The sequence below is a fragment of the Actinoplanes sp. NBRC 103695 genome (assembly GCF_030269485.1).
Classification (GTDB): Bacteria; Actinomycetota; Actinomycetes; order Mycobacteriales; family Micromonosporaceae; genus Actinoplanes.
On the sequence record NZ_BSTL01000013.1, the window covers coordinates 297,563 to 319,939 of the forward strand.

At 69.8% G+C, this 22,377-nt stretch carries 15 protein-coding genes and 1 pseudogene; 7 read left to right on the forward strand and 9 right to left on the reverse strand.

Features of this window, described 5'->3' with window-relative positions; genetic code table 11:
* Position 1: 1 nt before the first annotated feature.
* The 4 genes and pseudogenes from QSK31_RS24925 to QSK31_RS24935 form a co-directional block, all read right to left on the reverse strand.
* Positions 2 to 997: an alpha/beta hydrolase gene (locus tag QSK31_RS24925; RefSeq protein ID WP_285686715.1), complete on the reverse strand. Its 996-nt coding sequence runs from the start codon at positions 995 to 997 to the stop codon at positions 2 to 4.
* 79 nt (positions 998 to 1,076) lie between these two features.
* Complete coding sequence (locus QSK31_RS24930; protein ID WP_285686716.1) at positions 1,077 to 1,853, reverse strand: nucleotide disphospho-sugar-binding domain-containing protein; 777 nt, start codon at positions 1,851 to 1,853, stop codon at positions 1,077 to 1,079.
* A 105-nt stretch (positions 1,854 to 1,958) separates the two neighbouring features.
* Positions 1,959 to 2,105 (reverse strand): annotated as a pseudogene (locus QSK31_RS49250) (virginiamycin B lyase); the annotation flags it as partial.
* A 36-nt stretch (positions 2,106 to 2,141) separates the two neighbouring features.
* Entirely contained in the window at positions 2,142 to 2,696 is a 555-nt protein-coding gene (locus QSK31_RS24935) for a TetR/AcrR family transcriptional regulator (protein ID WP_285686717.1), read from the reverse strand.
* A gap of 96 nt (positions 2,697 to 2,792) precedes the next feature.
* Between QSK31_RS24935 and QSK31_RS24940 the strand changes: the two genes are divergently transcribed.
* Genes QSK31_RS24940 through QSK31_RS24950 form a run of 3 tightly spaced genes read left to right on the forward strand, consistent with a single transcriptional unit; the run spans position 2,793 to position 6,529 of the window.
* Positions 2,793 to 3,812 (forward strand): aldo/keto reductase, encoded by a 1,020-nt coding sequence (locus QSK31_RS24940; RefSeq protein ID WP_285686718.1) that lies wholly within the window; start codon positions 2,793 to 2,795, stop codon positions 3,810 to 3,812.
* 20 nt (positions 3,813 to 3,832) lie between these two features.
* Positions 3,833 to 4,672, forward strand: coding sequence for an LLM class flavin-dependent oxidoreductase (locus QSK31_RS24945; protein WP_285686719.1), 840 nt, complete (start codon positions 3,833 to 3,835; stop codon positions 4,670 to 4,672).
* Between the two features lie 9 nt (positions 4,673 to 4,681).
* On the forward strand, positions 4,682 to 6,529 hold the full coding sequence (locus tag QSK31_RS24950; RefSeq protein ID WP_285686720.1) for a WD40 repeat domain-containing serine/threonine protein kinase: 1,848 nt from the start codon (positions 4,682 to 4,684) through the stop codon (positions 6,527 to 6,529).
* Here QSK31_RS24950 and QSK31_RS24955 read toward each other — a convergent pair whose 3' ends face one another.
* From QSK31_RS24955 to QSK31_RS24975, 5 genes are all read right to left on the reverse strand, one after another.
* Complete coding sequence (locus tag QSK31_RS24955) at positions 6,530 to 8,743, reverse strand: catalase (protein WP_285686721.1); 2,214 nt, start codon at positions 8,741 to 8,743, stop codon at positions 6,530 to 6,532.
* A 180-nt stretch (positions 8,744 to 8,923) separates the two neighbouring features.
* Entirely contained in the window at positions 8,924 to 9,361 is a 438-nt protein-coding gene (locus tag QSK31_RS24960; RefSeq protein ID WP_285686722.1) for an SRPBCC domain-containing protein, read from the reverse strand.
* 17 nt (positions 9,362 to 9,378) lie between these two features.
* Positions 9,379 to 9,771 (reverse strand): DUF427 domain-containing protein, encoded by a 393-nt coding sequence (locus tag QSK31_RS24965; protein ID WP_285686723.1) that lies wholly within the window; start codon positions 9,769 to 9,771, stop codon positions 9,379 to 9,381.
* Positions 9,772 to 10,333: 562 nt separating this feature from the next.
* The gene (locus QSK31_RS24970; RefSeq protein WP_285686724.1) at positions 10,334 to 10,789 is read right to left on the reverse strand and encodes a hypothetical protein; all 456 of its coding nucleotides are present in this window, start codon (positions 10,787 to 10,789) and stop codon (positions 10,334 to 10,336) included.
* A 64-nt stretch (positions 10,790 to 10,853) separates the two neighbouring features.
* On the reverse strand, positions 10,854 to 11,057 hold the full coding sequence (locus QSK31_RS24975; protein ID WP_285686725.1) for a hypothetical protein: 204 nt from the start codon (positions 11,055 to 11,057) through the stop codon (positions 10,854 to 10,856).
* A 5-nt stretch (positions 11,058 to 11,062) separates the two neighbouring features.
* On the opposite strand from QSK31_RS24975, the gene QSK31_RS24980 reads away from it, so the two are divergent.
* The 4 genes from QSK31_RS24980 (at position 11,063) to QSK31_RS24995 (ending at position 22,275) form a co-directional block, all read left to right on the forward strand.
* Complete coding sequence (locus tag QSK31_RS24980; RefSeq protein WP_285686727.1) at positions 11,063 to 14,005, forward strand: helix-turn-helix transcriptional regulator; 2,943 nt, start codon at positions 11,063 to 11,065, stop codon at positions 14,003 to 14,005.
* 216 nt (positions 14,006 to 14,221) lie between these two features.
* Complete coding sequence (locus QSK31_RS24985) at positions 14,222 to 20,395, forward strand: S8 family serine peptidase (RefSeq protein ID WP_285686728.1); 6,174 nt, start codon at positions 14,222 to 14,224, stop codon at positions 20,393 to 20,395.
* A gap of 12 nt (positions 20,396 to 20,407) precedes the next feature.
* Positions 20,408 to 21,823, forward strand: a complete 1,416-nt coding sequence (locus QSK31_RS24990) for an ATP-binding protein (protein ID WP_285686729.1) — start codon at positions 20,408 to 20,410, stop codon at positions 21,821 to 21,823.
* A gap of 212 nt (positions 21,824 to 22,035) precedes the next feature.
* Positions 22,036 to 22,275, forward strand: coding sequence for a hypothetical protein (locus tag QSK31_RS24995; protein WP_285686730.1), 240 nt, complete (start codon positions 22,036 to 22,038; stop codon positions 22,273 to 22,275).
* Positions 22,276 to 22,377: the final 102 nt, after the last annotated feature.

A 22,377-nucleotide genomic window follows, 5' to 3' on the forward strand; every position in this document is an offset into this window, starting at 1 on the left:
CTCAGGGGCGGGCGACCAGCGCCTTGCGCAGCGCCGCGATCATGTCGTCGCGGAAGGCGATCATCGTCTCCGACCGGTCGGCCAGGAAGTTGTCGGCGCCGTGGTACATGCCGGGGACGACGACCAGGTCGGTCGGGACTCCGGCGATCTGAAGGCGGCCGGCGTAGGCGACGTCCTCGGCGTGGAACAGGTCGAGATCGCCGACCCCGATCCAGGCCGGTGCCAGGCCGGCGAGGTCCGCGCGGCGGGCGGGCACCGCGTACGGGCGCGGTTCCTCCACTTCGGGCCGGTGGCCCAGGTAGGCCGTCCAGCCGAACCGGTTCGACGCCGGTGTCCAGACCAGCTCGCCGGTGCCCAGGTGGTCGTCGCGCAGCACGGTGCGGTCGTCCAGCATCGGGTAGATCAGCGCCTGGAAGCGCAGCGGCACACCCCGGTCGTACGCCATCTGGGCGACCGCCGCGGCCAGGCCGCCGCCCGCGCTGTCACCGGCCACCGCGACCCGCGACGGGTCGACACCGAGCGCCTCGGCCTGCTCGTGGATCCAGGTCAGCGCCCGGAAGCAGTCGTCCAGCCCGGCCGGGAACGGATGCCCGACGGCTTTGCGGTAGTTGACGCTGACCACCAGGATGCCCAGCTCGGCGGCGATCCGGCTGCAGATCGGGTGGTAGCTCGACGGGTGCCCGACGACGTAGCCGCCGCCGTGGATGTAGAGCAATGCGCCGGACGGCACCGAGCGGGCCTTGGGCCGGTAGACGAACAGATTGTCCTGCTGATCGACGGTGACGCCGGGCTCCACCGGTCCGCCCGGGACGGGTATCCGCCGCATCGCCCGGACCATCAGGCTGGACGTGATCTGAAACGGCGCGTACAGGATGGGGTGTCGAAGATCCTCCGGCACCATGGCGATCGAGCGTCGCTTGCCGAGGTAGGAACGGACGCCGACAGCCACGGCCGCCACACCCGCCGCAAGCGCAACATTGCGCAGAAGCCGTTTCACAGAGCGAACCTATCGGTGCGGGAGTCGCAGTGTGAAGGTTGCCCCCGATCCGGTGAGCTGCCCCGTCGGCGCCGGCCGGCTAGAACAGCCCCTCGACGGCGTCGGCGGCAGCGGACGCACCGCCGGCCGCCCGGAACAGCTCGGCCGTCACCGCCAGGTCCTTCCGGACAGTTTCGTCGCGGTCGAGCTCGGTCACGGCCCGGCGCAACTCGGCGGCGGTCGGCCCGGCCAGGGTCACGCCCAGGCCCAGCTCGTGCAGCCGGCGTGCGTTGGCCCTCTGCTCGGGCATCTGCGGCACGGCGACCGTGGGCACCTCGTTGAACACGGCCTCCATGGTGGAGTTCATTCCCGCGTGGGTCACCAACACCCTCGAGTGCTTGAGGACGTCCAACTGCGGAAAGTACGGGCGGACCTCGACGTTGCCCGGGATCGTGCCGAGCTCAGCCACCTCGACCCGCCCGCCGACAGCCATCGCCACCTGCCAGTCCGTGTCGGCGAACGCCTCGACGCAGAGGCGGAAGAACTCCGGGTTCTGGTTCATCAGGGTGCCCAGCGACACGAAGAGCAGGCGCCCGCCCGGCGGCTGCCAGGTGCCTGCCTCCACCCGGTCGTGCTCGGACGGCCCGACGAAGACGTACCGGTCACCGAAGGTGTCGCCGTGGTACTGGAACTGCCTCGGCACGAAGACGACGTCGAGGTCACCCGGGATGCGGGTGAGGATGGTGCCCAGGCTCCGGGTCACGCCGAAGGACGAGGTGTACTCCCGGACCCGAGCGTCCGCGGTGGCGAGCGAGACGGCCAGCCGCTCCCGGTCGGGCACGAACTCCTGCAACGGCGTGTACTGAGCCGCCGCCACACGGCAGCCCGCGCGAGACAGACCTCGGCCCGATCGACAAGAAACACCACAGCGACGAACCAGCACTCCCCCGCCCGAACCACGACGTTCAGGCGGGAACGAAGTTCACACCTGCTCCGTTATCCGGGCGACCGTGCCGGTCTCCAGGGCGACCCAGACCGCACCGTCCGGGCCGAGTGTGAGGCCGTGCGGCTCGGAGCCGGGGGTCGGGAGGTCGACGTGGCGGAACTCGCCGGTGGGTGAGACGTGGCCGAGCCGGCTGGCCGGGGACCGGGAACTCCTCGATGCTCATCGGCGCAGCCCGGCGATCACGAGGGCGACCATGTGACGGGCGTTGTACTGCGGGTGGTTCTCGGCGCCGATGCAGAGGTTGCCGACGCCGAACATCAGTTCCAGTGCGTCCGTGCCGGGGTTGATCTCGCCGGCCTCGGCCGCCGCGTCCAGCAGCTGGGCGCAGACCGGGACGAGCCGGTCCAGGAAGTACGCGTGCAGTTTGTCGAACGCGGCGTCGTCGGAGCGCAGCGCCGCGGCGAGGCCGTGCTTGGTGACCAGGAAGTCGACGAACAGGTTGATCCACGTGCCGAGGGCGGCGTGCGGGGATCCGCCTTCCGCGAGCAGCGCCGGCCCGGCCTCGGCGCACGCCTCGACCTGGTGGCGGTAGACGGCGACGATGAGGTCCGCGCGCGTCGGGAAGTGGCGGTAGATGGTGGCGACGCCGACACCGGCCCGCGCCGCGATGTCGCGTACCGGAGCATCGACGCCCGCCTCGACGAAGGCCGCGGCCGCCGCATCCAGCAGGGTTGCCTCGTTGCGGCGGGCGTCCGCCCGTTTCCGCGTCTCCACGCAGTTACCTCCACCACAGCCCTTGGAAAACGGAACACGGTTCCGTATGTTCGAGAGCGGAACACGGTTCCGCTTACTCCGAGGATAGGACAACCGATGCAGTACCGCACCCTAGGCCGCACCGGCGTGCAGGTCAGCAGCCTCGTGCTCGGCGCGATGAACTTCGGCGCCATGGCCCGCACCACCCAGGACGACGCCACCGCCATGGTCGACGCCGCGCTCGACGCCGGGATCAACCTGATCGACACCGCCGACATGTACGGCGGCGGCGAATCGGAGGAGATGGTCGGCAAGGCCATCGCCGGGCGCCGCGACGACCTCGTGCTGGCCACCAAGGCGACCCTGCCGATGGGCGACGACCGCAACCACCAGGGCGGCTCGCGTCGCTGGCTGGTCACCGCGCTCGAGGACAGCCTGCGCCGGCTCGGCGTCGACCACGTCGACCTCTACCAGATCCACCGGTGGGATCCGCGGACCAGCGACGAGGAGACCCTGTCCGCGCTCACCGACCTCCAGCGGGCCGGCAAGATCCGGTACTTCGGGTCGTCGACGTTCCCCGCCTACCGGATCGTCCAGGCCCAGTGGGCGGCCCGCGAGCACCACCTCGGCCGGTACGTCACCGAGCAGCCCAGCTACTCGATCCTGCAGCGCGGCATCGAGTCGCACGTGCTGCCCGCGACCCAGGAGTACGGGCTCGGCGTCCTCGTCTGGAGCCCGCTCGCCTCCGGCTGGCTGAGCGGCGCCGTCCGCGCGGGCCGGGAGAACACCAATCACCGCGCGGGCTTCCTGCCGCAGCGCTTCGACCTGACGGTGCCGGCCAACCAGGTCCGGATGGACGCCGTCGAGCGGCTGGTCACGGTCGCCGACGAGGCGGGGCTGAGCCTGATCCAGCTGGCGCTCGGCTTCGTGACCGCGCACCCGGGCGTGACCAGCGCGATCATCGGCCCGCGCACGATCGAGCACCTGCGGTCCCAGCTCGCGGCGGCGGACACCGTGCTGCCCGCCGACGTGCTCGACGCCGTCGACGCGATCGTGGCGCCCGGCCTGGACCTGGCGCCGGACGAGAAGATCGACACGCCGCCGGCCCTGCTCGACCCGGCCCTGCGGAGGCGGTGACCGTGCCCAGCTTCGGCATCATGACCGCGCCGATGCAGGTCGGCTACGACGACATCCTGCGGGTGTGGCGGGAGGCGGACGAGGTACCGCAGATCGAGCACGCGTGGCTGTTCGACCACCTCATGCCGATCGGCGGCGACCCGGACGGACCCGCGTACGAGGGATGGACCTTGCTCTCGGCTCTCGCCGCACAGACCCGGCGCCTGCGTCTGGGCCTCCTCGTCACCAGCAACCGCTTCCGCCCGCCGGCGATGCTGGCCAAGATCGCCACCACCGTCGACGTCGTCTCCGGCGGGCGGCTCGACTTCGGGATCGGCGCCGGCTCCCGACCTGGTCACCCCATCGCCAGACGCGAGTACGACGGACACGGGCTGGAGTATCACGATTTCGCGCACTCGGTGGGCAGCCTCGCGGAGGCGTGCACCGTCATCCGTCGGTTGTGGACGGAGCCGGCGCCGTTCGACTTCGACGGCGCGTACGTGAAACTCCGCGGAGCGTTCGGCAATCCGAAACCGGTGCAGCGACCGCACCCACCGATCCTGATCGGCGGGCGTTCGGCCGCGACGCTTCGGGTGGTCGCCGAGCACGCCGACATCTGGAACATCCCCGGCGGCGACCTGGACGACGCGGCCGGGCGCAGCGCGCTGCTGGATCGCTTCTGCGCCGAGATCGGCCGTGACCCGGCGGCGATCACCCGCTCGATGCACCTGGGTGTCGGCTACGAGAATCCGGGCGCCACCCGGGACGCGATCAGCGCCGCGACCGATGCCGGGTTCCAGCATTTCGTCCTCAGTGTGCCGCCGCCGTTCCCGGACGGGGTCGCGCATTGGCTCGCCGAGAAGGTCATCGCCACCCGGTAGGTTTCTCGCATGACCGTCGTCGCCGGCCGCTATCGGCTCCTGCGGGAGCTGGGCCGGGGCGGCATGGGCGCGGTCTGGCACGCCCACGACGACCTGCTCGGCCGCGACGTCGCGATCAAGGAGATCCGGCTTCCGCACGGCGATGACGACCCGATGGTCAAGCGGGCGCTGCGCGAGGCACAGGCGGCGGCCCGGCTGAAGCATCCCGGCATCATCACCGTCCACAATGTCGTCACCGAGGCGGGCCGGCCGTGGATCATCATGGAACTGGTCCCCGGGCGGTCCCTGGCCGACACCATCCGCGAGCACGGGCTGCTCACCGAGCGACGAACCGCCGAGATCGGGCTGCAGGTCCTGGACGCGCTGCACGCCGCGCATCGAGGCGGCATCACGCACCGGGATGTCAAACCCGCGAACATCCTGCTGGACGACCAGCACGTGGTACTGACCGACTTCGGCATCGCCGCGATCGACGACGCCACGGCGCTGACCCGGTCGGGGCAGATGGTGGGCTCACCGGCGTACATGGCGCCGGAGCGGTTCGGCGGCCGGCCCGCGACGGCGGCCGCCGACCTGTGGAGCCTGGGCGTCACCCTGTACGCGGCGGTGACCGGGCAATCGCCGTTCCAGCGGGACTTCGCGCCCGCCACGATGGCCGCGATCCTGACCAGCAAGCCCGCCCCGCCGGCGCACGCGGGGCGGCTCTGGCCGGTGATCAAGGGCTTGCTGGACAAGGATCCGGAGCGCCGGCTGACCGTCGAGCAGGCCCGCCCGTTACTCGCGGCGGTGGCGGCGGGAACGCCCGCCGTTCCAGCCCCCGCACCCCGTCGGCGGCGGCTCTGGCTTGCCGCGGCGACGGCCGGTGTCGTCGTGGCCGTGCTGACGGTCGTCGCACTCAACGATGCGCCTCCCCCACCGCGCCACCCCTCTTCGGCGCCACCGCCACCGCCACCGGCGGTTGTCTATCGCGGCGAGCTCGCGGGTCACCGGGACACCGTGCTGGCCCTCGCCTTCAGTCCCGACGGCAAGCTGCTCGCCTCCGGCGCCGGCGACTCCAGCCTCCGCATCTGGGACACCGCCACCGGCCGCAAGCTCACGGTCCGCGGCGACCATCGCGACACGGTGCTCGACCTGGCCTTCAACCCCGACGGCACGATCCTCGCCTCGGCCGGCCACAGCGACGACCGGACCGTACGGTTCTGGCAGCCCGACGGCGACCCGGTGGCGACCCTCGATCCCGGAGTCGGATCGGTGCAGGCGATCGCCTACAGCCCCGACGGAGCGACCCTCGCCGCCGGCGGCCTGTCCGGCCGGATCGCCCTCATCGACACGTCGACCCACACGGTGCGGAAACGCTTCGTCGCACACACCAGCGGCACGTACGACCTCGCGTACAGTCCCGACGGCCGGTCCCTGGTCAGCAGCGGCAACGACGGCAAGGTCCGGGTCTGGAACGCCGCGACCGCGGCCCGGGTGACCGAGCTCGACGGACCCTCATCGGCGCTGGCGGCGGCGTTCAGCCGGGACGGCAGGCTGCTCGCCGTGGGCGGCACGGACGGCGAGGTACGTATCTGGGAGACGGCAACCTGGCGCCGCGCCGTCTCCCCTGCTCCCTCCGACGGACAGATCGAGACCCTGGACTTCAGCCCCGACGGCGCCTGGCTGATCGCCGGCACCGAGGCCGAGCAGGGCGTGCCGGTCTGGCAGGTGGCGACCGGCAAGCTGGTCCGCGAGGTGCCGGTCGGCGAGGACTGGCCGATGATCGCCCGCTTCAGCCCCGACGGCGCCACGGTGGCGACCGGCAGCGACGACCATCTGGTCCGTCTCGCGGCCGCCACCGGATTCACCGGCAGGTGATCACGCCGCGAAGCGCTCCCACACCCGGTGGGTGGCGAGCAGCCGCTGCACGGCGGTGAAGGCCTCGGCGCCGGACTCCGCGGTCACGACTCCGGGCGTACCCGAAGCACCGACCTCCTCGAGAACCTCCTGGCCCGCGCCCCACGCCCCGATCGCCTTGGCGTGCCGCCACGCCTCCTCGACCAGCAGCTTGACGCGCGGGTCGAGCAACGCGCCGTCCACGGTCACCGGCTTGCCGGCCAGGAGCACGACGTCGAACTCGACCGACCGCATGGTGGCGAAGGTCCGCTGCACCGGCAGGTCGCCGATCATCCCGCCGCGCGCCGCGATCAGCAGCGGCACCATCCCGGCGGCGAAGACCGCCTGACGCACGTCGTCCAGGTCGCCGTCCGGGGCGTCCACGTCGACCACGATGCCGGCGATCCGGCCGTCCGCGGGCCATTCCGCGCCGAGCTGCGACAGCGCCGGGCTCGGCGTGACCTCCGGCAGGGTGAGAGACGGCTCCGGTACGGGCAGGCCAAGGCCGGCCGCCACCTGCTCGCAGAGCACCGGGTCGATGTTGGCCAGGCACCGCAGCTGGCGTTCCTTGATCGCCTGCTCGTAACACTTGCCCAGCTCGAACGTGTAGGCCTGGATGATGTGGTCCTGCTCGACCGGCGTCATGCTCGCCCAGAAGAGCCGCACCTGGCTGAAGTGGTCGTCGAACGACGCCGGGTTGGCACGGATCTTCGGCGCCTCGGTGACGGTCACCGGGGTGTCCAGGAACGCGTTCTCCTCGGTGGTGAACGGGTTGCCGCCGTCCAGCGAGTTGGGCCGGTAGGGCGCGACGCCGCCGTGCACGGCCTGCTGGTGGAAGCCGTCCCGCAGCATGTCGTTGACCGGCGCGTGCGGGCGGTTGATCGGGATCTGGTGGAAGTTCGGCCCGGCCAGCCGGGTGAGCTGGGTGTCCAAGTAGGAGAACAGCCGGCCCTGCAGCAGCGGGTCGTTGGTCACGTCGATGCCGGGCGGAAGGTTGCCCAGGTGGAAGGCGACCTGCTCGGTCTCGGCGAAGAAGTTCGTCGGCGTACGGTTGAGCACCAGCTTGCCGATCCGCTGCACCGGCGCCAGTTCCTCGGGCACGATCTTGGTCGGGTCGAGCAGATCGATCCCGGCGAAGGTCTCGTCCGGCGTGTCCGGGAAGACCTGGATGCCGAGCTCCCACTCGGGGAAGGCGCCGGCCTCGATGGCGTCGTAGAGGTCACGCCGGTGGAAGTCCGGGTCGATGCCGCTGAGCAGCTGCGCCTCCTCCCAGACCAGCGAGTGCACGCCGAGCTTGGGCTTCCAGTGGAACTTGGCCAGGGAGGTCTCCCCGGCCTCGTTCACCAGGCGGAAGGTGTGCACGCCGAAACCCTCCATCGTCCGGTACGAGCGTGCGATGCCCCGGTCGGACATGTTCCAGATGGTGTGGTGCTGGGCCTCGGTGTGCAGTGACACGAAGTCCCAGAAGGTGTCGTGTGCGCTCTGCGCCTGCGGGATCTCCCGATCCGGGTGCGGCTTGGCGGCGTGGATGATGTCCGGGAACTTGATCGCGTCCTGGATGAAGAACACCGGCATGTTGTTGCCGACCAGGTCGAACGTGCCCTCGTCGGTGTAGAACTTGGTCGCGAAGCCGCGGGTGTCGCGGACGGTGTCGGCCGAGCCGCGCGAGCCGAGCACGGTGGAGAAACGTACGAAGACCTCGGTCTCCTTGCCCTCGGCGAGGAACCCGGCCCGCGTGACTCCGGCGGCGGCCCCGTACCCGGTGAAGACGCCGTGCGCGCCCGCGCCACGGGCGTGTACGACCCGCTCGGGGATCCGCTCGTGGTCGAAGTGGGTGATCTTCTCGCGCAGGTGGTGGTCCTGGAGCAGGGTCGGGCCACGGGTGCCGGCCTTCAGGGAGTGGTCGGTGTCGCGGAGCCGGGCGCCCTGCGCGGTGGTCAGGTACTTCCCCTGCTGGGCATGCGTGGGCGGCGGCGCCCCGGTTTCCGCACCGGTGGGCGTACGCGTCTGCGGTGTCCCTTGCTCCGGCTTGGGCGGCAACGGCTCGTGCGGCGTGGTCGGCTCCTCCAGGGGCGCCGGTGCGCTGCCCGGCGAGCCGGGGATGCGGTCACTCACGGCGTCCACCGCGTCGGCCACTTTCGACGCGGCCGCCTCGACGGCCTGCTGGATCTTCCGCGCCGGTTTGGAGCTGCTCATCTGGCCTCGTCCTTCGGGAGTTTCCTCGGCTGAAGGACGTCGACTACCCCAAGGACGACGCGAAAAACGTACTAGGACTTCCGGTTTGTGGACTTTTGCCGTCGTTCCGGTTCCGGGGACATCGTCCCGGCCGGAGCGGGTCCGCGAACGCCGCCGTACCAGGCCGTTCCCGACATCAGCTCACCGTGTGACGTCTGGTGTTCCCGCTCGTCCGCGGGTGCCGAGCTGGGCATCTGGGGCGCCTCCTCGATCTTTGCTTCTCCGCAAAGATCTTCCCGCCCCAGGTCGCCTCAAACCGGCCGATGTCGTCGAGTCGCGACAATCAGACCGCTCCCGACCGACGCCGCCCCGGTCCTCGAAGGTGATCCGCACCGGTTGCCCGTCGTCCCAGCGCAGGTCGAGCAACCGGTGCGGATCCGCCTCGATCACGTCGACGTCGGTCTCCGCACCGGCCACCTTGAACGTCCAGTGCACCCGCGTCCCGGTCTCCAGCCGGCCGGAACTCGCCGCCAGCCAGAACCGCCGGACCCGGTCCGGGTCGGCGAAGGCCTCGTACACCTCCGCCGCCGGACGGCGGACCAGCATGTTGACGTCGACCACGGGCGTCCACGAAGCCACGATGCCACCGTAATGCCTCAGGAGCGGGCGCCGTCCGCCTCGACGTCGATCCCGTCCACCCGGTCCGGGTAGAACGCGACGTGGTCCTTGATGGCGGCGACAGCGGGACGCGGGTCCCGGTACTCCCACACCGCGTCGACCGCCGTGTCGCCGCCCAGCGGGATCGAGTAGTAGCTGGCGTCGCCCTTGTAGGGGCAGTACGTCTCGGTCGAGGTGCGCTCGAGCACCGACTCGTCGACGTCGCTCAGCGGCACGTACTGCACCGGCGGGTAGGACGCCTCCTGCAACGTCAGGGCGTTGCGGGTGTCGGCGACGACCTTGCCCGCGACGGTCACGACCACTCGGTTGTGGTTGGGCGTGATCGTGATCGGGTGGTCCGGGCCAGGCTCAAGAACGGGCTTGTCAGCCATGATGCCTTCTCTCCAGCTGTGGTCGGTCTCTCCGCGTCTACAAGTCCCCGCCTCCGAAGATATTCCGCGGCCACGCTCCAGCGCGAGAACCTCAGGCCGACGCCCAGAAAATCTATGACGTCGGTACTAGACATTGTCGGGAAGACTGGTTAGAGTTCCTGGCGTTGGCAGATGAGATCTAACAAAGACGCAGACGAACCAGACCGAGCGTCAAGCAGGGCCCCGGACCATTCCGCGGCTCGCTCGGCTCAGCAGGACAGCTCGTCGCACGTGTGCGGGGCCATGAAGTCGCGTGGGGCTCCGTCACCGGCGGGCAAGCGGTAGGACAGAGATCCGGTAACCGAGGAAAGGGAGGGCCCAGACACCGTTGGATCGCCCGCCTTGGGGCGGACACCGCAGTTTCCCTCGAACGAGAGGTGGTCTTCGGTCACGCTGACGCGATCCTCGCACCCCGCGCTTCCCACGGCGGCAGGTGTGGACACGACAACCCGGCCTCACGGCCGGTAGATGGTGTTTCGACCTATCAACCCCGGGCCCCGGCGCTGAAGCGCCGGGGCCCTCGTCATGAAGAGGACCGCCACGCAGCGAACGCGCTCCGAATGCTGTCCCCGTACGCATCGCCCGAAAGCGCCTCCAGGTACGCCTTCCCCAGCTCGAAGTGCCGATGAGCGCCGGCCTCATCACCGAGGCGCCGGTAGTCCTCGGCCAGATTCAGATGCAACGACGGCAGGAGCGCGTTCTTGCCCCCGGCGTTGCCTCTTCCGACGGCCTGCTGGTCGGTCAGTTCATCCATGAAAGCGAGCGCCCGAAGGTCCCACGCAAGCTCATCCTCGGGTTCCTCCTGCACATCGGCCAGCGAGTGCGCCAGAAAGACCTTCGCGAACGCATCCTCTCCACTCTCGACGTCAGCGACGAGCGGCTCCATGAGGGCTTTCGCGTCCGTCGGGCGACCCTGTTCCCGAAGGCCGATGCCCTCAAGAATCGCTGCGTACACAGGCGACTCGGGCGAGGTGGTCATGCTGGTCCTCTTTCTCGGCGTCGGAGGTCAGTCGCGGGCCCGGTCCCTGACCATCTGCCCGACGTCAGTCAGGGCGGCGGCGATGCAGGAGGGACGCCGCCTCGATCCGGAAGGGAAACGGCTCGTCCGAAGCGAGCGTCTCGCCTGCTCTCACCACGTCGGAGGGAATGTAGTGGTCGCCGACGAGCTGCAGAAGATGCAGTTCCACTGAATCCTGCGCACAGAGCCCGCGACGGTCTTGTGCCCGAGCACCGAAAAGCGAGATCATCACGCATGCTCGACCCCTCGCCGGAGGACGACGGGACCTCACCGGCCGTTTCCACGCCGCGTTTCGTCGGTCGCGATCGGGAGATGGCGGCCCTGCGGGGTGCCCTGGCCCGGCCTCCGGCGATCGTGCTGGTGGAGGGCGAGGCGGGGATCGGCAAGAGCCGGCTGCTGCGCGAGTGGCTGGCCGCGCCGGACGAGCGCACCGCCCTGGTGTCGGTGTGCCCGCCGCTTCGTGAGTCGTTGACGTTGGGGCCGATCGTCGACGCGTTCCTCGGGATCGAGCGCCCGCTGCCGCGCCTGCGGCTCACCGAGCTCGCGGGCGCGTTACGGCCCTTGTTCCCTGAATGGTCCTCGAACCTGCCGCCCGCTTTGCCGCCCCTGGACGATGCGAAGGCGGCGCGGCACCGCCTGTTCCGTGCCCTGGACGAGTTGCTGCGGGCTCTGCGTGTCGATGTTCTCGTGCTCGAGGACGCGCACTGGGCCGACGAGGTGACGTGCGAGTTCCTGCTGTTCCTCATCTCCCGACAGCAGTCGGACGGGCCCAGCCTCGCGATCTCCTATCGGCCGGAGGAGGTGGACGACGGATCGCTGTTGCTGCGGCTGACGTCCCGGTTGCCCGCCGGCGTGACCCAGCTGAGGATCGCCCTGGCGCCCATGCGACCCGGCGACACGGCGGCGCTGGTGTCCTCGATGCTTGACGGCAACCCGATCTCGCAGGAATTCACGACGTTCATGCACGACCGGACCGGCGGTGTTCCCCTGGCCGTGGAGGAGTCGGTCCACCTCATGTGCGACCGTGCCGACCTCGTCTTCCGCGACGGACAGTGGGTCCGGCTGGAGCTGCGCGAGCTACAGGTTCCGCCGACGGTGCGCGACTCCACCCGGGAGCGGGTGAGCCGTCTGTCGCCGACGGCGCAGCAGGCGTTGCGCGCGGCGGCCACATTGGCCGAGCGTTCCTCGGTGGCGACGATCGCGATGACCGCCGACCTGTCACCAGCCGAGTGCCGAGGCGCCATCGCGGAGGCGGCCGGCGCCGGCGTCCTGGACGGCGACGACCACGGCCGGTGGCAATTCCGGCATGTGCTGGCTGCCACCGCTGTCTACGAAGCGATCCCGTTGACCGACCGCAGACACTTCCACCTGCTGGCCGGCCGGGCCTTGGAACACCTGCGTCCCCCGCCCGTGGCGCGTCTCGCCCACCATTTCCGTGAGGCCCGCGAGATGCGGTCCTGGGCGCGGTACGCCGAGCAGGGCGCCGAACTGGCCATCGCCTCGGGTGACCACACCAAGGCGGTCGACCTGCTGGTCGATCTGCTGTCGCGAGCCGTACTGCCGCCGGCGGACCGTGCCCGTGTCGCGCGCATCACCGGAGTCGCTGCGCTGGGCCGTCGCGAACCGGTCGACGAGGTCTACCACCGTGTGATCCGTACCCTCAGATCGGTTTTGGAAAGTCCCGGCCTCTCCGCCCGCCAGCAGGCCGAGATCCGCAACCCCCTGGGCCGGCTCCTGATCACCGGAGGCGAGGCGCAGGCCGCACTCAGCGAGCTGGAGCAGGCGGTGGAAAACCTCGACCACGACCCCGTCGAGGCGGCCCGGGCGATGACCTACCTCGGTTGGGCGTACGCGGGACCGTGGCCGGCCTCGACCCATCGGCGCTGGCTGGATCGCGCCGCCGAACTGACCGCCCAGATCGACTCCCCCGCGCAACGGCTGAACCTGGCCGGAAACCGAGCCGCGGCGTTGCTCATGCTGGGCGAGGAGGAGGCCTGGGACGTCGTAGCCGGCCTGCCCATCGACGGCACGTCGGCGGCGGAGCGTATCGACGTGGCCCGGATCCACGTCAACGTCGGTACCGGGGCGCTGATCTGGGGCCGGTACGCCGACGCCGAGGAACACCTCGCCGTGGCCATGCGCCTCGCCGAGGCCGAGCAGGCGTCCCGGTTGCAGCACAACGTCCGGCTCGAGCAGGCCAACCTGGCGTGGAACACCGGTCGGTGGGACGGTCTCGCGCAGACGAGCACGGCACTCGCCGAGGCCGACCCGGACCGGCCGGCACATTATCTCGGCAGCGTTCGCCTCGCTGCCCGGCTCGCGGCCGCGGCCGGACGGCGGCGCGCCGCGGAGGAGCAGTTCCGGCTGGTGCTGGAGGAGTCTGCTCGTCTCGGCGCGGCCGACGACACGATGGAGGCCGCGGCCGCGCTGGCCAGGCTGTGGCTGACGGACGGAAACAGCCGCCGGGCGCTGCGGATCACGAACGAGCCGATGGACACCGTACGGCGAAAGGGCATCTGGGTCTGGGCGACGGACCTTGTTCCCGCCCGGATCGAGGCGCTCCTCGCTGCCGGCGACCTGACGGCCGCGACACGCCTGGTCGGCCAGTTCGCCCGTGGACTGCGCGGCCGTACGGCACCCGCGCCTCGAGCCGCGCTCACCCTGTGCCGTGCCCTGCTGCTCGCCGCGGCCGGAGATCACTCCCGGGCGGCGACGGCCTACGACCGGGCGGCGCGCGCCTGGAGCGCGTTGCCGCGCCCCTACGACGCCATGCGCGCCCGCGAGCGTCAGGCCGAGGCGCTGGTCGCGCAGGGCAGGATCGAGCAGGGCCGCGAGCTGCTGGCGGCGCAGTACGAGCAGCTGTTCAGGCTGGGCGCACGCGGCGACGCGGACCGTGTCGCCCAGCGGCTTCGCGAGCACGGCGCCGAGGTCCCGCGATTGTGGCGCGGCGGCCGGCGCGGCTACGGGGACCAGCTCTCACCTCGCGAGCTCGACGTGGTCCAGCTGGTCGTCGCCGGCAAGACGAACCGGGAGATCAGCAGGATCCTGGCCAAGTCTCCGGCCACGGTGGATCAACAGCTGCGCGCCGCGATGCGCAAGCTGAAAGTGAGCTCCCGGACCGCGCTCGCGGTCAAGGCGGTGGAGGCCGGCGTGTTCATTGACGTATCCGCTGGATAGCTAAGGACCCGCGGTCCGTCGAGCATGACTCCATGTTCCACAGCCCATGGCCGATGCATGTCTGAGCGACCCATCGTGCGTGACGACTCCGAAACAGAGCACCCGGCACCATTCGAGCTGCCGCGGGAGCCACACGACGACACCGACGACGCCGACGGTGCCGCTGACCACCAGAGCCACGACCCCTACCAACCGCTGTAGGCGGAAGGGACCCCCATGAGAGTAAGAGCCCTCGCGGCTGCGCTGGTGGCAGCGCTCGGCACGAGCATGTTCCAGGCATTACCGGCGTCCGCGGCCGAGCCGGATTCCGGCAAGATCGAGCAGACCCTGAAGGACCGCTTCCGCACGCAGCCGTCCTCCGACTTCTGGATCACCTTCAAGACCAAGGCCGACCTCGGGCCGGCGCAGAAGATCGCCGACTGGACCGCTCGGGGTCAGTTCGTCTACGACGCGCTGGCCGCGTCGGCGAAGGACTCCGTGGCGTCCGTCTCCCGTGATCTCGATCGGGCCGGCGTCAAGTACACCTCCTACCCGATCGTCAACGCCGTGCTCGTCAAGGGCGGCACCCAGAAGCTCGCCCTCGACGTGGCAGCGGATGTCCAGGTCGCCGAGATCCACGCGACGCCGCAGGTCGCGCTGGTCGATCCGGTGGACGAGAAGCTCCCCGCCGACCGGTCCGCCCGGCCCAAGCCGAAGGCCGCCGGTGCGGACGACACCGTCACGTGGGGCCTGGAGGCCATCCACGCCCCGCAGGCGTGGGCCATGGGCGCCACCGGCGCCGGCATCACCGTGTCCAACGTCGACTCGGGCGTGCAGTTCGACCACCCCGCTCTGGCGCGCCAGTACCGCGGCGTGAAGCCGGACGGCACCGTCGACCACAACTACAATTGGATGGCCACCCGGGGCTCGTGCACGGGCGAGCCCTGCGACGACAACGGACACGGCACGCACACCATGGGCACCATGGTCGGCGCCGACGGCACCGACCACGTCGGCGTCGCGCCGGACGCGCGGTGGATCGCGACGGACGGCTGCTGTTCGGACACCGGCGTCGAGTCGCTGCTGGGGTCCGGCTGGTGGCTGCTCGCACCGACCGACCTCCAGGGGAACAACCCGGACCCGTCCAAGCGCCCCCACGTCATCAACAACTCGTGGGGTCAGAACCTCGAGAACAACTTCAACGACTTCTTCCAGGCCGTCGACGAGGCGTGGAATGCCGCGGGCATCTTCAGCACGTGGTCGTCGGGGAACAGCTCACCGTTCGCGCCCTGCGACACCGTCTCCACGCCCGGCGCCGCCGAGAGCGCCTACTCCATCGGCGCCTACTCGGAGGACGGCACGCTCGCGTCGTTCTCCCGCAAGGGCGAGGGCGAAGGCGGCCGGATCAAGCCCGAGATCTCCGCCCCGGGTGTCGGCGTCCGCTCGTCGTACCCGGGCAACGGCTATGCCGACCTGTCCGGCACGTCGATGGCGGCACCGCACGTCGCCGGCGCTGTCGCGGCGCTCTGGAGCTACGACCCGACCCTGATCGGGCAGGTCGACGAGACCCGCCGCCTGCTCGGCGAGTCGGCCGTCGACGTCGACGACACCGAGTGCGGCGGCACCGCTGAGATCAACAACAAGTACGGCGAGGGCCGGCTCGACCTCGTCCGCCTGCTGGAGCTCGCACCCCGGAAGGGCGGCACCCTTACCGGCGTCGTCACCGCCGACGGCGCCCCTGTCCCGGCCGCCGACGTGACGATCAGCGGGCCGTTCAGCCGGTCGATCGGCACCGGCTCCGACGGCAGGTTCACGACGAACCTCCCGGTCGGCGACTACAAGCTCAGCACCAAGGTCTTCGGCTACCTGACCGCGACCGCTGACGTCACCATCACCCTCGGCCAGGACACCTCCGTCACGCTGCCGCTCACTGCCGCCGTGAGGCACGACATCAGCGGCCGGGTCGTCGACGACAAGAAGCGGCCCGTCCCGAACGCCGACGTCTCCATCAAGGGCACGCCGCTGAAGCCGGTCCGCACCGACGCCGACGGCGCGTTCACGATCGCCGCTGTCCCCGAGGGCGCGTACGGTCTGGCCGTCGAGCCCAACGCCTGCTTCTCGCCCAAGACCATCCCGCTGACCGTCGGCGCGCAGAACGAGCCGTCCGAGATCCCGGTCGGGCTCATCGTCGACGAGGGCGGCTACAGCTGCGCCGTCTCCGAGGGCGAGTACCTGCGCGGCACCGAACCGGTCACCTTCGGCAGCGGTGTGTGGGCCACGGTGAAGCTGCCGTTCCCGATCGCGCTCTACAACGGCAGCCACGACACTCTCGGCGTCGGCCGGCGCGGTGTCATCGCCCCGGACGGCAGCACCGGACCCGGCTACGGCGGTGCGGGCATCTTCCCGCTCTACGTCGAGAGCCCGGTCGAGTTCGCCCCCGGCGGCGGCATCTTCACGGCGGCCACCAAGGTCAACGGTGAGGACGCGTTCGTCATCGAGTACCGCAACGCCAAGCTCTGGGCCTATCCGACCCGGTCGGAATACACCGAGCCGGTCAACTTCTCGGCCACGCTCACCCGCTCGGGCACCATGATCTTCGGGTACGGCGACGGCATCGGCACCGACGACCCGGTGACCGCCGGCGTGCACGCCATCACGGGCATCCAGGGCTGGGCCGGCGTCGACGGCATCCGGTTCTCCGACCATGCCCCGGTGCTGCACGACGGCATGATCGTCACCTACGACATGCCGGACTTCGGGTACCTCGACGCGACCGTCGTCGACCAGAACGACGGGCTGCCGGTCGCCGGCGCGAAGGTCTCCTTCAGCAACGAGAACGGGCTCGTCGAGACCGTCACCACCAACGGAACGGGCATCGTGCACCGGCAGCTTCCGGTCGGCGGTTACACCATGACGGTCGAGGCGCCGGACTACACGACCGCCGCGTACCCCTTCTCGCTGACGGAGCTCTACGCGAAGGCCAGGATCGACGCACGTCTGACCACGGGCGCCGCCGGGCTGAAGGCCGACGGCCTCGAAGCGCTGCTGGGCACCGACCAGAACGGCGTGGGCTCGCTCACGCTGACCAACAACGGATCCGCCCCTCTCACGTACGACCTGGGCGAAGCCGCGCGGCACCCCGAACTCGACGCCGCCGGCGCCACCGCGCGCACCGGCACGGGTGCGGCCAGCACGATCGACCTCGCCGCGTGGAAGGCCGGCGCGAGCGGCATGACGCCGTCGAACGTCGACGGCAAGGCTGCCACGTCGAGCGCCACTTCCAGCGTCACCGAAGCGCAGGCGGCCGCCAAGGTCGGCGCGACCTCCGGCGGCGACGTCATCACCCGGATCCCCATCCCCGGCACGATCGCGGAGAAGGAGCCCTCCGGCATCGGGTACGACGGCGACGTCTGGGTCCACGACTACAACGCCCGGACCAACACCGCCTACACGGTGACGGGCAAGAAGACCGGGAAGGTCTTCGACGCGTCGTGGAACCCCGCGTACCGGGCGTTCGACATGGCCCTGGACACCAGGACCGGTGACATGTGCCAGATGGAGGACAGCCCGGCCAGCTACATCCACTGCTTCAACACCGAGACCGGCAAGGAGACGAGGCAGATCAAGGGTGACTGGTCCACGCTGCAGCTGACCGGTCTCGCCTACAACCCGAAGCAGGACGTCTTCTACGTCGGCGGACGCCGGAACGGCATGATCGGGACCGTCGCCGGTACGTCGCACGACAACCCGGGCGCGCTCCTGTCCTTCTGCGCCCCGCCGCTGCCCGAGGTGATGGGCCTGGCCTACAACCAGGCGTCGGACACGATCTGGTACACCGACCTCACCTCGAACCGGCCCACCCGCCTGTTGCAGGTCGACCCCGACGACTGTTCGCTGGTGAACGCGTGGTGGTTCCCCGGCCAGAAGGCGGGGCTGGGCGGCGGCCTCGAGACCGACGCCACCGGTGCGCTGTGGGCGGCGGACCAGATCGCCGACGACGTCGTGCTCGTCGACGTCGAGGACGACCTGATCACCGACCTGCCGTGGCTGTCGCTCTCCTCGACCGGCGGCACCCTCGCCCCCGGTCAGTCGACGACCGTCAAGGTCTCGATCTCCTCGAAGGATGCCAAGCCCGGAGTCCAAGGCGCGAACATCGTGGTCCGGTCCGACTCCGGACGTCAATCCAAGAGCTACGTCCCGGTGACGCTCACGACCACGAAGTACCAGGTGGGCGTCAACGCCGGCGGCGCCAAGCTCACCGACGGTTCCGGCTACACCTGGTCCGCCGACCAGGCCGCCGGCCGGAAGTCGTGGGGCTACGAGGGCGAGACGAAGGTCGCCTTCACGAAGTCCCCGGTCGCCGGTACGACGGACGACGCCCTGTTCCAGTCGCAGCGCACCACGGCGGACAAGAAGCTGTTCTACCGCTTCCCGGCGGCGCCCAAGGGCACCTACGCGATCGACTTCGGATTCGCCGAGATCGCCAAGGCCGACAAGGGGAAGCGGGTGTTCGACGTCCTCGTGGACGGAGCGCTGACGGACTACGCGTACGATCCGAGCGCGGCCGTGGGGCTGAACACCGCCGACTGGCGCAAGGCCGTCGTGAAGCACAAGGGCGGTCCGCTGACCGTGGAGCTGCGAGGCTCGAAGGGCCTGAAGGCTCCGAGCATCGCCGCGCTGCGTCTGACGCTCGACCCGCGCGCTGACAAGGCGGAGCCGGAGGACCAGCCCGAGCAGCCGGACCCGGGTCCGGTGCCGGTGGCCCCCGCCGGTCGCTCGTACACGATGAAGGTGACCGACGGGCTCTACCGCCAGGGCACGACGGAGTCCGGCTGGCACGGCGACGACCTCTGTGGCGTGCTGTGGTTCAGCGACGACTACCTCCAGCCGTTCTACGACGGCGCCTGGGACGGCGTGTGCGTGACGACGAACGGCACGCTGGTCTTCGACCGCGCCAGCTCGCTGGGAAGCAACACGGCACTCCCGTCCGCGTACCCGATGGACGCGATCTACCCGTTCTGGGACGACCTCATCGTCGACGACGAGGCCGGCATCTACTTCGGCACGACCGAGGTGGACGGGGTGGCGGCCCAGGTCGTCGAATGGCGCAACGTCGCCTTCTACAGTGACCAGAAGGCTCGCGTGAGCTTCTCGGTCACCCTGATCGCCGACGGACGGATCCAGATCGGGTACGGCGACGGCGTCGGCGGCGACAACCCCCTCACCCGGGGTTCGTCGGCGACGGTCGGCGTGGAGAGCCTGAACCGCAACCCCGCGGCCCAGTACTCCTTCAACCAGCCCGTCCTGACGGCCGGCCTGGGGCTGGAGTACAGCCTCCCGGCATCGGGCACGATCGAGGGCACGGTCACCGACTTCAACGATGGCAAGCCGATCGAGGGCGCGGTCGTCACACTCCAGGGGCGCGTCATCACCACCGACGCGAAAGGCCGGTGGAAGGCCCAGGCACTGGTCGGCGAGAACACGGTGCAGGTCTCGTCGCCGAACTACGTCACTGCCAGCCAGCCGGTGACCATCGCCAGGAAGGACCAGGCGGAGGTGATGGACACGGCGCTGACCACGGGCATCGCCACCGTCACCGGTGGCGACCTCGACTGGCTCCTCGACAAGGGCCAGAAGGCGACGGCCGACGTGACCGTCACCAACAGCGGCTCCGCCCCGCTCGAGGTGCGGGTCAGCGAGCAGAAGCGCACCGGCGACGGCGGGCACGAGGCCGCCGACCTTCCGTGGCTGACCCTCACGGGCGCGGCCGCGACCGGCACGGTCAAGCTCGCGGCCGGCACGTCGACAACGGTCACGGTGACGGCCGACAACGCCGGCATCAAGCCCGGCGTACGCGTCGGGGACGTGCTCGTGGCGTCGACCACCGGCAAGGGCGAGGCACAGTTCAGGCCGGTCCGTCTGGCGACGTCGGCCTACTGGAAGGGCGTCGACGCCGGCGGCTCGGGGCACGTCGATGCCGAGGGCTTCTTCTGGTCGCCCGACCAGGCGCTCGGCTCGAAGCAGTGGGGCTACGTCGGCGGCGAGGTGCGCACCACCAGGGCCGACATCGCCGGCACCGAGGATGACGCGCTGTTCCGCACCCAGCGGACCGGCGAGACGTTCAGCTACGTGTTCAAGGACGCCCCCGCCGGGACGTACCGGATCAGCCTCGACCTGGCGGAACTCCAGAAGGTCAAGCCCGGCAAGCGCGCCTTCGACGTCCTCGCCGACGGCAAGGTCGTGCTCCACGACCACGACGTGCAGGCGAAGGTGGGCGCGCTGGCCGCGGACGTCAACAATGTCACCGTCGAGCACACCGGTGGCGACCTGACGATCGTGTTCAACCGTGAGAAGGGCGAGGCCGACCCGATCCTCAACGCCCTGAGGGTCCAGGAGGATCCGCGCCTCTGAGTCAACCCACCAATGGTCAGAGCCTCCCCGGCAAAGTCGCCGGGGAGGCTCTGTCACGGAACTTGCAACCTGCAAGATGCGGAACTTAACCCCCTCAAGATGCGGAAAATATTCCCTGCAAACGCGGAACAAGGTAGCCTGGCAGAGATGGACGGATCTCTTACCGGCATAGCTCCGCGCCAGCTCACGGAGGTTTTGGCCCGCCGCCTGACCGAGGAGCCGGCGCTCGTTCTCAACGGTCCACGGACCGTCGGGAAAAGCACCCTTCTCCATGAGCTCGCCGCCCGCCTGGGACGACCCGTCATCGACTGCGACGATCCCTCCACGCGCGCTGCGGTCCGCGCCGATCCCGGCCGATTCGTCAGCGGCCCCAGCCCGATCCTGATCGACGAATACCAGCACGTACCGGATCTGCTCGGTGCGATCAAGGCCGAGCTGAACCGGGACCTGAGTCCGGGACGCTTCGTCCTTGCCGGATCGACGCGATACACCACCCTTCCCGAGGCGGGGCAGGCGTTGACCGGCCGAGTCGACGTCTTGGACGTCCTGCCCCTGACACAGGCCGAGATCGACGGAGCGGCCGACGGCTCCCTGGTCGGCAGCCTGCTCGACGGCGCTGATGTGTCGCACGGCTCCACACCGTCCACGACCACACGCGACGAGTACGCCCGCCGGATCACGTCGGGCGGGATGCCTGTCGTGTTGCGCCGGCCTCCGGGGCGGTCGCGATCGCGCTGGTTCGCGAACTACCTGGAACTGGTCATCGAGCGCGACGTTCTGGAACTGAGCCGGGTACGTCAGCGAGAAATGCTGCCGAGACTGCTTCGCGTCGTGGCCGCGCGGTCCGGTCAGATCCTCAACATCGCCAGCACAGCCTCGGCAGTGGGGATGGAGAAGTCCGGCGCCGAGAACTATCTGAAGCTCCTCGATGCCGTCTTCCTGGTTCAGAGACTTCCCGCCTGGGGAACGACGCTGGGCTCCCGGGTGGCTCGCCAGCCGAAGGCCCACCTGGTCGACTCGGGCGTCATGGCGTGGCTTCTCGGCCTGACGCCGGAGAAGATCGCCACGAACGACCCGGCCGCGTTGACGGAGTACGGCCATCTGGTGGAGACGTTCGCCGTGGGCGAGATCCTCCGGCAGGTGACCTGGTTGGACTCACCGGTCGCGGTCGGCCATTTCCGCACGTCCGACGGCCAAGAGGTCGACCTGATCCTGGAGCGCGACGACGGCATGGTCTTCGCCTTCGAAATCAAGGCCGGCACCCGCGTCGACCAAGCCGACCTGGCCGGAATCAGAGCCCTCCGCGCCCGCCTCGGCAAACGCCTGGCAAAAGCCATCGTGCTGTACACCGGCGCACTGGCGTTCCAATTCGACGACGACACATTGGCGCTACCCTTGGACACCCTCTGGTCAAGAGCGTCGTCCTGATGACGAAGTCTCTCGATATCTCAAACGTCGGGCCGTTCTCACCGGTCAGGTAATCGACGTTCTCCTGCCGACGACGTCCGCGCAACGCTTTACCAAGATCATTTCCATACCGATCAGCCATCTCACCGGTCAATTGCTTTCCTACCCGCGGCTGCACCAGCGCCTATCGATTGACGATGGCGGATCAGGCGAGCGGACGGCAGAATCAGGCCGTGGACGATCTGGCGAATCCCGTCGCCGCGCGGCTGGCCCGCGAACGCGGCTTCGGCAGCACTACAGAGGTGCACACCGCGCAGACGCGCTACACCTGGGTGCCGGTTGTCTCGATGGCTACCACCGGTCTGGCCTTCCTCGTCCTCGCGGTCATTCTGCTCTTGGAGGAGGACGAGATCGTGGGTGGCGTGCTGGCCATGCTGCTGACACTCGGCGTGTTAGCCTCGACCCTTCGTTAAGGGGTGTCCAAGGACTGGGCAGAAACGAAGAAGTGCCTTCTGATCAGGGAAAATAGGACTTGCTGAGGGTCCAAGTTTCCTGTCACGGAAGGCACTTGCAGG

What these genes read in the sequence shown, in the direction of transcription:
- QSK31_RS24940 (WP_285686718.1), top strand. Translation starts at nt 2,793, where the DNA reads ATGCAGTACCGCACCCTAGGCCGCACCGGCGTGCAGGTCAGCAGCCTC.
- QSK31_RS24945 (WP_285686719.1), top strand. Translation starts at nt 3,833, where the DNA reads ATGACCGCGCCGATGCAGGTCGGCTACGACGACATCCTGCGGGTGTGG.
- QSK31_RS24950 (WP_285686720.1), top strand. Translation starts at nt 4,682, where the DNA reads ATGACCGTCGTCGCCGGCCGCTATCGGCTCCTGCGGGAGCTGGGCCGG.
- QSK31_RS24955 (WP_285686721.1), bottom strand. Translation starts at nt 8,743, where the DNA reads ATGAGCAGCTCCAAACCGGCGCGGAAGATCCAGCAGGCCGTCGAGGCG.
- QSK31_RS24965 (WP_285686723.1), bottom strand. Translation starts at nt 9,771, where the DNA reads ATGGCTGACAAGCCCGTTCTTGAGCCTGGCCCGGACCACCCGATCACG.
- QSK31_RS24970 (WP_285686724.1), bottom strand. Translation starts at nt 10,789, where the DNA reads ATGACCACCTCGCCCGAGTCGCCTGTGTACGCAGCGATTCTTGAGGGC.
- QSK31_RS24975 (WP_285686725.1), bottom strand. Translation starts at nt 11,057, where the DNA reads ATGATCTCGCTTTTCGGTGCTCGGGCACAAGACCGTCGCGGGCTCTGT.
- QSK31_RS24980 (WP_285686727.1), top strand. Translation starts at nt 11,063, where the DNA reads ATGCTCGACCCCTCGCCGGAGGACGACGGGACCTCACCGGCCGTTTCC.
- QSK31_RS24985 (WP_285686728.1), top strand. Translation starts at nt 14,222, where the DNA reads ATGAGAGTAAGAGCCCTCGCGGCTGCGCTGGTGGCAGCGCTCGGCACG.
- QSK31_RS24990 (WP_285686729.1), top strand. Translation starts at nt 20,408, where the DNA reads ATGGTCAGAGCCTCCCCGGCAAAGTCGCCGGGGAGGCTCTGTCACGGA.